Annotated in this window: 11 protein-coding genes and 1 tRNA gene; 6 read left to right on the top strand and 6 right to left on the bottom strand. The window is 70.2% G+C overall.

Translation table 11 applies throughout. From position 1 onward, the window contains the following. Positions 1 to 4: 4 nt before the first annotated feature. Together ACZ60T_RS16260 and ACZ60T_RS16255 are read left to right on the top strand one after the other, a co-directional pair. On the top strand, positions 5 to 892 hold the full coding sequence (locus tag ACZ60T_RS16260) for an ABC transporter ATP-binding protein (RefSeq protein ID WP_365621096.1): 888 nt from the start codon (positions 5 to 7) through the stop codon (positions 890 to 892). After that, positions 889 to 1,605 (top strand): ABC transporter ATP-binding protein, encoded by a 717-nt coding sequence (locus ACZ60T_RS16255; RefSeq protein WP_365620463.1) that lies wholly within the window; start codon positions 889 to 891, stop codon positions 1,603 to 1,605. Before ACZ60T_RS16260 ends, ACZ60T_RS16255 begins: the two co-directional genes overlap by 4 nt. 83 nt (positions 1,606 to 1,688) lie before the next feature. Here the strand turns inward: ACZ60T_RS16255 and ACZ60T_RS16250 are convergent, their stop codons facing one another. Next, positions 1,689 to 2,339 carry an ANTAR domain-containing response regulator gene (locus tag ACZ60T_RS16250; protein ID WP_365620460.1) on the bottom strand — a complete coding sequence of 217 codons (651 nt, stop codon included), beginning with the start codon at positions 2,337 to 2,339 and terminating at the stop codon, positions 1,689 to 1,691. Positions 2,340 to 2,441: 102 nt separating this feature from the next. On the opposite strand from ACZ60T_RS16250, the gene ACZ60T_RS16245 reads away from it, so the two are divergent. Both ACZ60T_RS16245 and ACZ60T_RS16240 read left to right on the top strand, forming a co-directional pair. After that, a tRNA-Leu gene (locus ACZ60T_RS16245) sits at positions 2,442 to 2,516 on the top strand. Positions 2,517 to 2,619: 103 nt separating this feature from the next. After that, positions 2,620 to 3,270 (top strand): hypothetical protein, encoded by a 651-nt coding sequence (locus tag ACZ60T_RS16240; RefSeq protein WP_469666441.1) that lies wholly within the window; start codon positions 2,620 to 2,622, stop codon positions 3,268 to 3,270. Positions 3,271 to 3,287: 17 nt separating this feature from the next. Here ACZ60T_RS16240 and pyk read toward each other — a convergent pair whose 3' ends face one another. After that, positions 3,288 to 4,724: a pyruvate kinase gene (gene pyk, locus ACZ60T_RS16235; protein WP_469666440.1), complete on the bottom strand. Its 1,437-nt coding sequence runs from the start codon at positions 4,722 to 4,724 to the stop codon at positions 3,288 to 3,290. 179 nt (positions 4,725 to 4,903) lie between these two features. Here pyk and ACZ60T_RS16230 point away from each other — a divergent pair, with 179 nt between their 5' ends. Next, positions 4,904 to 6,697, top strand: a complete 1,794-nt coding sequence (locus ACZ60T_RS16230) for a 5'-nucleotidase C-terminal domain-containing protein (protein ID WP_469666439.1) — start codon at positions 4,904 to 4,906, stop codon at positions 6,695 to 6,697. 70 nt (positions 6,698 to 6,767) lie between these two features. On the opposite strand, the gene ACZ60T_RS16225 is transcribed toward ACZ60T_RS16230, so the two are convergent. The 4 genes from ACZ60T_RS16225 to ACZ60T_RS16210 all read right to left on the bottom strand — a co-directional run bounded on the left by ACZ60T_RS16225 (position 6,768) and on the right by ACZ60T_RS16210 (position 12,627). After that, complete coding sequence (locus tag ACZ60T_RS16225) at positions 6,768 to 8,171, bottom strand: lysine N(6)-hydroxylase/L-ornithine N(5)-oxygenase family protein (RefSeq protein ID WP_365620448.1); 1,404 nt, start codon at positions 8,169 to 8,171, stop codon at positions 6,768 to 6,770. Further along, positions 8,168 to 9,523, bottom strand: a complete 1,356-nt coding sequence (locus ACZ60T_RS16220) for a pyridoxal phosphate-dependent decarboxylase family protein (RefSeq protein WP_469666438.1) — start codon at positions 9,521 to 9,523, stop codon at positions 8,168 to 8,170. Before ACZ60T_RS16220 ends, ACZ60T_RS16225 begins: the two co-directional genes overlap by 4 nt. Positions 9,524 to 9,681: 158 nt before the next feature. Further along, positions 9,682 to 12,168, bottom strand: a complete 2,487-nt coding sequence (gene pepN, locus ACZ60T_RS16215; RefSeq protein ID WP_469666437.1) for an aminopeptidase N — start codon at positions 12,166 to 12,168, stop codon at positions 9,682 to 9,684. A 123-nt stretch (positions 12,169 to 12,291) separates the two neighbouring features. Further along, complete coding sequence (locus tag ACZ60T_RS16210; protein WP_252421905.1) at positions 12,292 to 12,627, bottom strand: chorismate mutase; 336 nt, start codon at positions 12,625 to 12,627, stop codon at positions 12,292 to 12,294. A gap of 162 nt (positions 12,628 to 12,789) precedes the next feature. Between ACZ60T_RS16210 and ACZ60T_RS16205 the strand changes: the two genes are divergently transcribed. Next, a complete protein-coding gene (locus tag ACZ60T_RS16205; protein ID WP_469666436.1) occupies positions 12,790 to 13,689 on the top strand; it encodes a hypothetical protein in 900 nt (299 codons plus the stop codon).

Genomic DNA, 13,689 nt, shown 5'->3' with positions numbered 1-13,689 from the left:
CACCATGACCACCACCACGAAGACCGCCACCACCGTCCTCGACGCGAGCGGCGTCACCATGCGCTTCGGCGGCCTCACCGCCGTACGCGACGTCGACCTCACCGTCAACGCGGGCGAAATCGTCGGCCTCATCGGCCCCAACGGCGCCGGCAAGACCACCTTCTTCAACTGCCTCACCGGCCTGTACGTCCCCACCGAGGGCAAGGTCAGCTACAAGGGCACCGTCCTGCCGCCCAAGCCTCACCTCGTCACCCAGGCAGGCATCGCCCGCACCTTCCAGAACATCCGGCTCTTCGCCAACATGACCGTCCTGGAGAACGTCCTCGTCGGACGCCACACCAGGACCAAGGAAGGCCTCTGGTCCGCCCTCCTGCGCCTCCCCGGCTTCACCAAGGCCGAACACGCCAGCCGCGAACGCGCCATGGAACTCCTCGAGTTCATCGGCCTCCAGGACAAGGCCAACCACCTCGCGCGCAACCTCCCCTACGGAGACCAGCGCAAGCTCGAAATCGCCCGCGCGCTGGCCAGCGACCCCGGACTCCTGCTCCTCGACGAGCCGACCGCCGGCATGAACCCGCAGGAAACCCGCGTCACCGAAGAACTCATCTTCGCCATCCGCGACCAGGGCATCGCCGTCCTCGTCATCGAGCACGACATGCGCTTCATCTTCAACCTCTGCGACCGCGTCGCCGTCCTCGTCCAGGGCGAGAAGCTCGTCGAAGGCACCTCCGACGTCGTCCAGGCCGACGAACGCGTCATCGCCGCCTACCTCGGCACGCCCTTCGAAGGCGAACCCGGAGAAGAGGAGGCCGCCGAGGTCGCCGCCGCCGAAGCCGCCGCCGACGCCCCCGCAGACAGCACCACCGGCAGCACCGAGGGAGACTCCCAGTGACCGCACTGCTCGAGGTCCAGGACCTCAGGGTGGCCTACGGCAAGATCGAAGCCGTCAAAGGCATCTCCTTCAGCGTCGAAGCCGGCCAGGTCGTCACCCTCATCGGCACCAACGGCGCCGGCAAGACCACCACCCTGCGCACCCTGTCCGGCCTGCTCAAGCCCACCTCCGGCACCATCACCTTCGACGGCAAGCCGCTCACCGGCACGCCCGCGCACAAGATCGTCGCCCTCGGGCTCGCCCACTCCCCCGAAGGGCGGCACATCTTCCCCCGCCTGTCCATCGCGGAGAACCTCCAGCTCGGCGCCTTCCTCCGCAAGGACAAGGACGGCATCGAGAAGGACATCCAACGGGCCTACGACCTCTTCCCCATCCTCGGCGAACGCCGCAAGCAGGCCGCGGGCACCCTCTCCGGCGGCGAACAGCAGATGCTCGCCATGGGCCGCGCCCTCATGTCCCAGCCCAAGCTCCTCATGCTCGACGAACCCTCCATGGGGCTCTCGCCGATCATGATGCAGAAGATCATGTCCACGATCGCCGAGCTGAAGTCCCAGGGCACGACGATCCTGCTCGTCGAGCAGAACGCCCAGGCCGCGCTCTCCCTGGCCGACCAGGGCCACGTCATGGAAGTCGGCTCCATCGTGCTGTCCGGCACGGGCCAGGACCTGCTGCACGACGAATCCGTACGGAAGGCCTACCTCGGCGAAGACTGAGCGCCGGGCAGGCAAGAGGCCCGCACCCCGGATCGATCACCGGGGCGCGGGCCTCTCTGCGCACGCTGTGCCGTCGCGGGGCCTCAGCCCTTGGCGGCCTTCTTCTCCTCGCCGTCCTGGATGACGGCCTCGGCGACCTGCCGCATCGACATCCGGCGGTCCATCGACGTCTTCTGGATCCAGCGGAAGGCCGCGGGCTCGGTCAGCCCGTACTCCGTCTGCAGCACCGACTTCGCCCGGTCCACCAGCTTGCGGGTCTCCAGCCGCTGGGTGAGGTCCACGACCTCCTTCTCCAGCGTCTTCAGCTCCGTGAACCGCGAGACGGCCATCTCGATCGCCGGTACGACATCGCTCTTGCTGAACGGCTTCACCAGATACGCCATCGCGCCCGCGTCCCGCGCCCGCTCGACCAGGTCACGCTGCGAGAACGCCGTCAGCATGAGCACCGGGGCGATGCACTCCTCGGCGATCTTCTCGGCCGCCGAGATACCGTCCAGCTTCGGCATCTTCACATCGAGGATGACCAGGTCGGGCCGGTGCTCCCGCGCCAGCTCGACGGCCCGCTCACCGTCACCGGCCTCACCGACGACGTGATAGCCCTCCTCCTCCAGCATCTCCTTGAGATCGAGCCGGATGAGCGCCTCGTCCTCGGCGATGACGACACGGGTCGTCAGCGGAGGCACATGCGACTTGTCGTCATCATCGACAGGCTGGGGCGGCTCGGGGGCGGTCACGGGGACTCCTCGTTCAGGGCAGGCAGGTTACTGCTCCCAGAAGCGTACCTAGCTACGATATGGTGGTGACCCAAGGGGGCCCGTTCCCCCTTGATTTCCAAGGCCCCAGTACTCCAACTGGTTAGAGAGGCCGCTCTCAAACAGCGGACAGTGTGGGTTCGAATCCCACCTGGGGCACTTTTCCTTGGATTCCAAGGGCGAGATCATCGGAGGTTCACGTTCTCGTGAACCTCCGCTCTTTGCTGCACGCGACCCCATTCAGTCGCACAGAGTGTGCCGCATGTACGACATCGGCACTCGCCGCGCCTGCCCCAGATGCCAGGACGAGCCCGCCCCGCCCGAAGAACCGGCAGCGTATGCCTACCTCCTGGGCCTCTATCTCGGCGACGGCTGCATCAGCGCTCACCACCGAGGCGTCTACGTCATGCGTATCGCGCTGGACCAGGCGTGGCCGGGCATCATCGACGCCTGCGAAGCAGCGTTGTACGCCGTGCGCCCGGACAACCGCGTATGCCGTGTGAAGAAGCGGGGGTCCTACGCGGTCTCCTGTTTCAGCAAACACTGGCCGTGCCTGTTCCCCCAGCACGGCCCCGGCAAGAAGCATGAGCGTCGGATCGTTCTCGAACGCTGGCAGCAGGAGATCGTCGACGCGTACCCCTGGGAGTTCATCCGGGGGCTCATCCACTCCGACGGCTGTCGCATCATCAACTGGACGACCCGCCTGGTCGCCGGAGAGCGCAAGCGCTACGAATACCCTCGGTATTTCTTCTCCAACAAGTCGGACGACATCCGCAAGCTCTTCACGAACACCCTCGACAAGGTCGGCGTCGAGTGGACCGTGCTCGCCCGCGGCAGCGATCCTTTCAACGTCTCCATCGCCCGCAGAGCCTCCGTAGCCCTCCTGGACACCCACGTGGGCCCCAAGTGCTGACGCCACGACGCGGCGGTCTATCGAGGAGCGTCGTCCTCGCCGATGTGGTGGACGCGGACCATGTTCGTGGAGCCTGATACTCCGGGCGGGGAGCCTGCCGTGATGATCACCACGTCGCCTCGGCGGCAGCGGCCGTGCTTCAGGAGCAGTTCGTCGACCTGGTCCACCATCGCGTCCGTGGAGTCGACATGCGGGCCGAGGAACGTCTCCACGCCCCAGGTGAGGTTGAGTTGGGAGCGGGTGGCCGGGGTGGGGGTGAAGGCGAGGAGGGGGATCGGGGAGCGGTAGCGGGACAGGCGGCGGGCGGTGTCGCCGGACTGAGTGAAGGCGACGAGGAACCTCGCGCCGAGGAAGTCGCCGATCTCGGCCGCCGCGCGGGCGACCGCGCCGCCCTGGGTGCGGGGCTTGTCGTTGCCGGTCAGGGGCGGCAGCCCGCCCGCGAGGATGTCCTCCTCCGCCGCTTCGACGATGCGGGCCATCGTGGCGACCGTCTCCACGGGGTACTTGCCGACGCTGGTCTCGCCGGAGAGCATCACGGCGTCCGTGCCGTCGATCACCGCGTTGGCCACGTCCGAGGCCTCGGCGCGGGTGGGGCGGGAGTTGTCGATCATCGAGTCGAGCATCTGCGTGGCGACGATGACCGGTTTGGCGTTGCGCCGGGCGAGCTTGATGGCCCGCTTCTGGACGATCGGGACCTGTTCCAGGGGCATTTCGACGCCGAGGTCACCGCGCGCCACCATGATGCCGTCGAACGCGGCCACGATGTCGTCGATGTTCTGGACCGCCTGGGGCTTCTCGATCTTGGCGATCACGGGGAGCCGCAGGCCCTCCTCGTCCATGACGCGGTGGACGTCCTTGATGTCCCTGCCGGTGCGGACGAAGGAGAGGGCGATGGCGTCGCAGCCGGTGCGCAGCGCCCACCGCAGGTCGTCCTCGTCCTTCTTGGAGAGCGCGGGGACGGAGACGGCGACGCCGGGGAGGTTGAGGCCCTTGTGGTCGGAGACCATGCCGCCTTCGACGACGGTGGTGTGGACGAGGGGGCCGTCGACGGAGGTGACGTCGAGGGCGACCTTGCCGTCGTCGACGAGGATGCGTTCGCCGGGGCTGACGTCGGTGGCGAGTCCTGGGTAGGTGGTTCCGCAGGTGTGGCGGTCGCCCTCGGCGCCTTCTTCGACGGTGATGGTGAAGGTGTCGCCGCGTTCGAGGAGGACGGGGCCTTCGGTGAAGCGGCCGAGTCGGATCTTGGGGCCCTGGAGGTCGGCGAGGACGCCGACGGTGCGGCCGGTCTCCTCGGAGGCCTGGCGGACGTGCCGGTAGCGCTCCTCATGGTCGGCATGGCTGCCGTGGCTGAGGTTGAAGCGGGCGATGTCCATTCCGGCTTCGACCAGGTCCTTGATCTGGTGGTACGAGTCGGTGGCGGGCCCCAGGGTACAGACGATCTTCGCTCGGCGCATGGTTCGACCCTAGGCCTTACCGACTGGTAGTGGACGGGGAGTTGGCGCTCGCGCGCTGATGGTCCGTCACTGCTCGTCTGGTGGTCACCAGATCGCAACCTTCTGGGGCTGTTGCGCGTGGTGGTGACGGGACCACAATCTACGCGCGTCATTGACCGTTTCCGCAAGGAGTCACCAGTATGCCGTTCAACCGCCGTACGTTCCTGAAGAGTTCCGCCGTGACCGGGGCGGGGGTGGCGCTGACCGGTGCCGTGGCGGCTCCGGCCGCGCAGGCCGCGCCGAAGAAGGGCCCCAAGCGGCACTCGCTGACCGTGATGGGCACCACCGACCTCCATGGCCACGCGGTCAACTGGGACTACTTCAAGGACGCCGAGTACACGGACGCGGCGGGCAACGCGACGGGCCTGTCGCGGATCTCGACGCTGGTCAAGCAGGTCCGCGCGGAGAAGGGCCGGGAGAACACCCTGCTGCTGGACGCGGGTGACACGATCCAGGGCACCCCGCTGACGTACTACTACGCGAAGGTCGACCCGATCACGGCCAAGGGCGGCCCGGTGCACCCGATGGCGCGGGCGATGAACGCGATCGGCTATGACGCGGTGGCGCTCGGCAACCACGAGTTCAACTACGGCATCGAGACGCTGCGGAAGTTCGAGTCGCAGTGCGACTTCCCGCTGCTCGGCGCGAACGCGCTGGACGCGAAGACGCTGAAGCCCGCCTTCGCGCCGTACTTCATGAAGAAGTTCCATGTGAAGGGCGGGGCGCCGGTGACCGTCGCGGTGCTGGGGCTGACGAACCCGGGTATCGCGATCTGGGACAAGGCGTACGTACAGGGGAAGTTGACGTTCCCGGGGCTGGAGGAGCAGGCGGCGAAGTGGGTGCCGAAGCTGCGGTCGATGGGTGCGGACGTGGTCATCGTGTCGGCGCACTCGGGTACGGACGGGACGTCCTCGTACGGCGACCAGGTCCCGTACGTCGAGAACGCCGCGGCGAACGTGGCCCGGCAGGTGCCCGGGATCGACGCGATCCTGGTCGGCCACGCGCATCTGGAGATCCCGGAGCTGAAGGTCACCAACGAGGCGACGGGGAAGACGGTCGTGCTGTCGGAACCGCTGTGCTTCGCCGAGCGGTTGGCGCTGTTCGACATCGACCTGGTCTTCGAGAAGGGCAGTTGGCGGGTGGAGTCGGTGGCGGCGTCGCTGCGCGACTCCAAGACGGTGGCCGACGACCCGCAGATCACCCGGCTGTTGGCGAAGCAGCACGAGGCCGTGGTGACGTACGTCAACCAGGTCGTGGGCCAGGCGACGGAGACGCTGACGACGGTCGACGCCCGCTACCAGGACGCCTCGATCATCGATCTGATCAACAAGGTCCAGGAGGACGTGGTCACGGAGGCGTTGGCGGGTGGCGCGTACGCGTCGCTGCCGGTGCTCTCGCAGGCGTCGCCGTTCTCGCGTACGTCGGAGATCCCGGCCGGTGATGTGACGATCCGGGATCTGTCGAGCCTGTATGTGTACGACAACACGCTGGTCGCGAAGTTGATGACGGGTGCGCAGGTGCGCGCGTACCTGGAGTACTCGGCGGAGTACTTCGTGCAGACGGCGGCGGACGCGCCGGTGGACGTGGAGAAGCTGACGAACGCGAACAACCGGCCCGACTACAACTACGACTATGTGTCGGGGCTTGCGTACGACATCGACGTGGCGCAGCCGGCGGGTTCGCGGATCAAGAACCTGACCTTCGACGGCGCGCCGCTGGACGACGCGCAGGAGTTCGTGTTCGCGGTGAACAACTACCGGGCGAACGGTGGTGGCGCGTTCCCGTACGTGGCGTCGGCGAAGGAGCTGTGGTCGGAGTCGACGGAGATCCGGACGCGGATCGCGGAGTGGGTGACCGCGAAGGGCGTGCTGGACCCGAAGGACTTCGCGTCGGTGGACTGGAAGCTGACGCGGAACGGTACGCCGATGTTCTAGTCCCAAGGTTCTGATGAGCTGTCGAGGGTCCGGCCGGGTTCGGCCGGACCCTCGGCGTGTTCGGGGGTGTTCAGGTCTGGTCGATGAGGGCTTCGGTGGTGTGGTCGGGTGCGTCGGGTACGGCCTCCTGGTGAAGTCCGAAGGTGGTGAAGGCGGTTCGCCGGGGCTGGGGGTAATGCTCCGTGCCGGTGAGGGAGTTGAGGATGGTGGCGCTGCGCCAGGCGGCGAGGCCGAGGTCGGGGGCGCCGACGCCGTGGGTGTGGAGTTCGGCGTTCTGGACGTAGACGGACCCGGTGATGGCGGGGTCGAGGACCAGGCGGAACCGCTCGTCGATGCGCGGGCGTCGGCTGCGGTCGCGGTGCAGGTGGGGGGCGAGCCCGGCGAGGACGCGGTCCGGGGGCCGTTGGCGGTAGCCGGTGGCGAGGACGACGGCGTGGGTGGTGAGGCGGGAGCGGGTGCCCTGCTGGCTGTGTTCCAGGTCGAGTCGGATCGCTCCGCCGGGGGTGCGCTCGGCGGTGTGCACGCGGACGCCCGGGGTGAGGACGGTGTCGGGCCAACTGCCGTGCAGGGTGCGGCGGTACAGCTCGTCGTGGAGGGCGGCGAGGGTGCCCGCGTCGATGCCCTTGTGGAGCTGCCATTGCGCGGGGACGAGGCGGTCGCGTACGGATTCGGCGAGGCCGTGGAAATAGCGGGTGTAGTCGGGGGTGAAGTGCTCCAGGCCGAGCTTGGAGTACTCCATGGGGGCGAAGGCCTCGGTGCGGGCGAGCCAGTGCATCTTCTCGTGGCCGGTGGGCCGGTGGCGCAGCAGGTCGAGGAAGATCTCGGCGCCCGACTGTCCGGCGCCGACGACGGTGATGTGCTCGGCGGCCAGGAGGCTCTCGCGGTGCCTGAGGTAGTCGGCGGCGTGGAGGACGAGGGCGTCGGGGGCGTCGACGAGGGGCCGCAGGGGTTCGGGCACATGGGGTGCGGTGCCGATACCGAGGACGATGTTGCGGGCGTGGGCGCGGCCGAGGGAGGTGGCGGTGCCGTCGATGTCGAGCTGGGTGAAGTCGACGTCGAACAGGGCGCTTCGGGGGTTCCAGCGGACGGCCTCGACCTGGTGGCCGAAGTGGAGCGAGGGGAGGCTGTCGGCGACCCAGCGGCAGTAGGCGTCGTATTCGGCGCGGGGGATGTGGAAGCGCTCGGCGAAGTAGAAGGGGAAGAGGCGTTCGCGGGTCTTGAGGTGGTTGAGGAAGGTCCAGGGGCTGGTGGGGTCGGCGAGGGTCACCAGGTCGGCGAGGAAGGGGACTTGGAGGGTGGCGCCGTCGATGAGGAGGCCGGGGTGCCAGTCGAAGCGGGGGCGTTGTTCGTAGAAGGCGGTGGAGAGGTGGGTGAGGGGGTGGGCGAGGGCGGCGAGGGAGAGGTTGAACGGGCCGACGCCGATGCCGATGAGGTCGTGGGGTGGTGCGGGGTGGTGCGGTGGGGGGTTGGTCATCGGGGGGTGCTTCCTTCTGCCAGTTTCAGGAGGGCGGCCAGGTCGCCGGGGCGGGTGTGGGGGTTGAGGAGGGTGGCCTTGAGCCAGAGGCGGCCGTCGAGCCGGGCGCGGCCGAGGACGGCGCGGCCGTCGTGCAGGAGGGTGCGGCGGAGGGCGGCGACGGTGTCGTCGGGGGCGCCGGTGGGTCGGAACAGGACGGTGCTGATGGCGGGTCGGGCGTGGAGTTCGAGGGTGGGGTGGGCCTCGATGAGGTCGGCGAGTTCGTGTGCGCGGGCGCAGACCTGGTCGACGAGGGCGCCGAGTCCGCTGCGGCCGAGGGTCTTGAGGGTGACGGCGATCTTGAGGATGTCGGGGCGGCGGGTGGTGCGCAGGGAGCGGCCGAGGAGGTCGGGGAGGCCCGCTTCGGTGTCGTCGGCGGCGCTGAGGTAGTCGGCGCGGTGGTGGAGGGCGCGCAGGTCGTGGGGGTCGCGGACGGTGAGGAGTCCGGCGGCGACGGGCTGCCAGCCGAGCTTGTGCAGGTCGAGGGTGACGGTGTGGGCGCGGTCGAGGCCGGTGAGCGCGGGGCGGTGGCGGTCGCTGAAGAGGAGTCCGCCTCCGTAGGCGGCGTCGATGTGGAGGCGGGCGCCGTGGGTGGCGCAGAGGTCGGCGAGGGCGGGCAGCGGGTCGATGAGTCCGGCGTCGGTGGTGCCTGCGGTGGCGGCGACGAGGACGGGCCCGGTCAGGGTGGTGAGGGTGTGGTCGAGGGCGGCGGGGTCGAGGGTGCCGTGCGGGGCGGGGACGAGGACGGGTGCGGGCAGGCCGAGGAGCCAGGCGGCGCGGGGCAGGGAGTGGTGGGCGGCGGTCGAGCAGACGAGGCGGACGGGGCCGAGGGTCTCGCGGGCGAGGAGAAGGGCCAGGAGGTTGGATTCGGTGCCGCCGGTGGTGACGAGGGCGTCGGCGGCGCCGGTCTCCTGGGCGAGGGCCTGGGTGACGAGGGCCTCCAACTCCGAGGCGGCCGGGGCCTGGTCCCAGGAGTCCAGGGAGGGGTTGAGGGCCGAGGCGGCGAGGTCGGCGGCGGTGGCGACGGCGAGGGGCGGGCCGTGCAGATGGGCCGCGCACAGGGGGTCGGCGGGGTCGGCGGCGCCTTCGGCGAGGGCGCGGACGAGGGTGTGGACGGCGTCCGGGTCGCCCTCGGCCGGGAGGACCTCGCCGACGGCGGAGCGCAGCCGCGCGGCGACGGCCCGCGGCCCGCCCGCGGGCAGTGGTCCGCCGCGCGCGCGGGCGCCTTCGGCCAGGGCGTCGAGGACGGTGGCGAGCAACGGGCGTAGTGCGTCCGGCCCTTCGGGTCCGGAGGCGAGAGACGGAAGGCTCATGGGGGGTGGTCCTCCCTGGCGCGCGACGGGAGAACCAAGCCTGCACGGCGGGGAGTTCGGATCGCCAGACGGCAGCCATGATCAGACCCGAAGGAGGTACTCCCCAGGCGGCGCAGAGGGGCCGGCCGGGCCTCCGGGGCCCGGCCGGCTCACGGTGTCTACGCCTCGCGTACGCGCAACACCCGTGCCAGGTCGTCCAGTTCGTCGACGAGGCGACGGCGCAGGGCGGGGATCGGGTCGGCTTCGCTCAGGCACTGTTCGCCCTGGCGGAGCATGTCAGGGCGGGCGGCGTGGCGGGGGAAGGCCCAACGGCCCGCGGCGGCGGCCATGGCGGGGCCGCGTCGGGCGGCGAGGGCGGGGGCGTCGGCCCAGAAGCGGTCGGCGTACTCCCCGAGGAGTTCGGCCTGTTCGGGCTGCCAGAAGCCCTCGGCGGTGGCGGTGAACAGGTAGTTGGACAGGTCGTCGGTGGTGAACATCGCGTCCCAGGCGCGCCGCTTGCTCGCGGGGTCGGGCAGGGCGGCGCGGCAGCGGGCGGCGCCCTCCTGGCCGGTGGCGCTGGGGTCGCGCTCGAGTTCCTCGGCGATCGCGCTCTCGTCCACGGCGCCGAGGACGGCGAGGCGGGCGAGGGTGCGCCAGCGCAGTTCGGGGTCGAGTTCGGGGCCGCCGGGGACGGTGCCGTCGGCGAGCCAGGCGGCGAGGGTGTCGGGGTGGGCGGCGTCGTCGATGAAGTGGCGTACGGCGATCAGGCGCAGCCCGGGGTGGGAGCCGTCCTCGGTGCGGCGGATGAGGTCGCGGCACAGGTCGGTGAGGGTGGCGAGGGCGGCGGGCCGCTGGTCGGGGGTGAGGTAGCGGTCGGCGACGTGGGCGCGGGCGAAGGCGAGGACGCCGTTGACGACGGCGAGGTCGCTCTCGTGGGGCAGGTGGGCGCGGGCCGTCTCCAGGTAGGTGGTGGCGGGGAGGTCGCCGTCGCGGACGGCGTCGCGCAGGGCGTTCCAGATGACGGCCCGGGTGAGGGGGTCGGGCAGGGTGGACAGGGCCCCGCGGACGGCGGTGAAGGAGTCGGGGTCGAAGCGGATCTTGGCGTAGGTGAGGTCGCCGTCGTTGAGGAGGAGCAGGGCGGGGCGCTTGCCGAGGCGGAGCGGTGCGGTCTGCGGGATGTCGAGGTCGAGGCGTTCGCGCAGGGTGAGGGCGCCGTCGGGGAGGTGGCGGTCGTAGAGGCCTACGGTGATGCGGTGCGGGCGGCTGCCGTCGTGGTCGACGGTGAGGGCGCAGGTGCCGTCGGCGGCCTGGGTGAGCCGCGGGGTGAGGGTGTCGACGCCGGTGGTGCGCAGCCAGGCGTCGGCCCAGGCGTGGACGTCGCGGTCGGTGACGCTCGCGAGGGAGTCGATGAAGTCGGCGAGGGCGGCGTTGCCGAAGCGGTGGCGCGCGAAGTGGGTGTTGATCCCCGCGAGGAAGTCCTTCTCGCCGAGCCAGGCGACGAGTTGACGCAGCGCGGAGGCGCCCTTGGCGTAGGAGATGCCGTCGAAGTTGAGGAGCGCGGCGGCGGTGTCCTCGACGGCTTCGGGGGCGACGGGGTGGGTGGAGACGCGCTGGTCGGCGTCGTATCCCCAGGACTTGCGGGCGACGGCGAAGTCGGTCCAGGTGTCGGTGAAGCGGGTGGCTTCGGTGAGGGTCTGGTAGCCCATGTACTCGGCGAAGGACTCGTTCAGCCAGATGTCGTCCCACCAGCGCAGGGTGACGAGGTCGCCGAACCACATGTGGGCCATCTCGTGGGCGATGACCATGGCGCGGGTCTGGCGCTCGGTGTCGGTGACGGCGGAGCGGTAGACGAACTCGTCGCGGAAGGTGACGAGTCCGGGGTTCTCCATGGCGCCGGAGTTGAACTCGGGGACGAACGCCTGGTCGTAGGAGTCGAAGGGGTAGGGCTCCTGGAACTTCTCGTGGTAGCGGTCGTAGCACTGGCGGGTGATCTCGAAGAGTTCGTCCGCGTCGGCGTCGAGGTGGGGGGCGAGGGAGCGGCGGCAGTGGATGCCGAAGGGCAGGCCGCGGTGTTCGGTACGGACGGAGTGCCAGGGTCCGGCGGCGACGGCGATGAGGTAGGTGGACAGGGGCGGGGTGGTCGCGGCGCGCCAGGTGCCGTCGCCCTGGTGGGTGGTGATGCCGTTGGCGAGGACGCTCCAGCCGTCGGGCGCGGTCACGGTCAGGTCGAAGACGGCCTTGAGGTCGGGCTGGTCGAAGGCGGCGAAGACGCGTTGGACGTCGTGCATGAACAACTGGGTGTAGGCGTACGTCTCGCCGTCGGTGGGGTCGGTGAAGCGGTGCATGCCCTCGCCGGTGCGCGAGTAGTGCATGGCCACGTCGACGCGCAGTTCGTGCGGGCCCGGCGTGAGGTCCTTCAGCGGCAGCCGGTTGTCGGTGAGGGTGGCGGGGTCCAGTGGTGCGCCGTCGAGGGTGGCGCTGCGCAGTTCGGCGGGCTTGAACTCCACGAAGGTGTCCGCGGCCCGGTCCCCGCGCACCGTGAACTGGATGAGGGTACGGGAGTCGAAGGTCTCGTCGCCTCGGGTCAGGTCGAGGGCGATCTCGTAACGGTGGACGTCGAGGAGCCGGGCACGGGTCTGCGCTTCATCGCGCGTCAGTACGGACATGGGGACATGCTGCCTGACGCCGCCCGCGGGGCACAGGGGCGGTCCGGTACACGGCCTGCGGCCGCCGTCCGCGCCGATGCGTCGGACGGGGCACGAGGGCGCGGGGTCCGGGAGCGCGGGGGGTCACTTCCCGTCGGCGGTGTCCTCCGCGATCCGCTCATGGTGCCGGATCACCTCGGCGATGATGAAGTTGAGCAGCTTCTCGGCGAAGGCGGGGTCGAGCTTGGCGCTCTCGGCGAGCCTGCGCAGCCGGGCGATCTGGGCGGCCTCGCGCGCGGGGTCGGCGGGCGGCAACTGGTGCGCGGCCTTGAGGTGGCCGACCTGCTGGGTGCACTTGAAGCGTTCGGCGAGCATATGGACGAGGGCGGCGTCGATGTTGTCGATGCTGTCGCGCAGCCGGGCGAGTTCGGCACGGACGGCGGGGTCGGCGTCCGGGGCGGCGGTGTCGCGGGGGGTCATGAGGGACCAGCTTAGGGTGTGCGGGGCGCCCTGATCCTCGGTGTCCACAGTCCGGATCGTCCGTGGGTGGTGCCGTTGTCCGTGGTGGCCGTGTGCGCCCGGCTCTCGGGTGCGGGCGCGTCTACAGTGGGAGGCAGTGCGGGCGTCTTTGGGGGTGCGGGCGTGGCGAACGGCGGTCCGGTCGAGCACGGGTTTCCGCATCTGGACACGGTGCGGGCGGCGATCACGGCGTTGTACAGGCGGCTCTCGTACGACACGGTGCGGACCTTCGCGACGAGTGTGGCCCCGGCCGATGTGGCGTTCTGCGATCAGGACGATCTGTATCTGGGCACCCAGCGGGTGGCGCGGGAGCTGGTGCGGCACTACCGGCTGCCGGACGCCCGGATGATCGTGAGCTTCCGTGAGATGACCCATGCGGCGAACGTCGAACTCGCCGCGGGGCCCGAGTACTTCATCGAACTGAACGACCGGTTCCGTACGCATCGGCGGGACATCGGCGCGGCTCTCGCGCACGAGGTGATGCATGTCTACCTGCACCGCCTGGACCTGTCGTTCCCCGGGACGCGCGACAACGAGATCCTGACCGACACGGCGACGACGTATCTGGGCGCGGGCTGGCTGCTGCTGGACGCCTTCCGCGAGGACGCGCTGACGTCGCAGAAGCTGGGCTATCTCACCCCGGAGGAGTTCGGTTACGTCCTGGCCAAGCGGGCGCTGCTGTTCGACGAGGACCCGGCGATCTGGTTCACGAGCCCGCAGGCGTACACGGCGTACACGAAGGGCCTGGCGCTGGCCCGCCGCGACGAGCAGCAGCCGCCGCTGACGGCGGCCGGGTGGGCGGGCCGCCGCCGCTATGCCAGGGACCGCCGCCATGCCCAGGAGTACTCCGGCTCCGGCCCGCGTCCCGATGTCCCGTACGCCTTCACGCGGGCCGACGGCGACGGCCCGCTGAGCGTCTCCTTCCCGTGCCCGACGTGCGGGCAGCGGATCAGGGTGCCGGTGCGCGGGCGGGTGCGGGCGCGGTGCGGGCTGTGCCGGACGGTGCTGGAGTGCGACACCTGA

The sequence above is a fragment of the Streptomyces sp. NPDC104371 genome (genome assembly GCF_055583785.1).
This window is presented reverse-complemented; position numbering and strand designations above follow the sequence as displayed.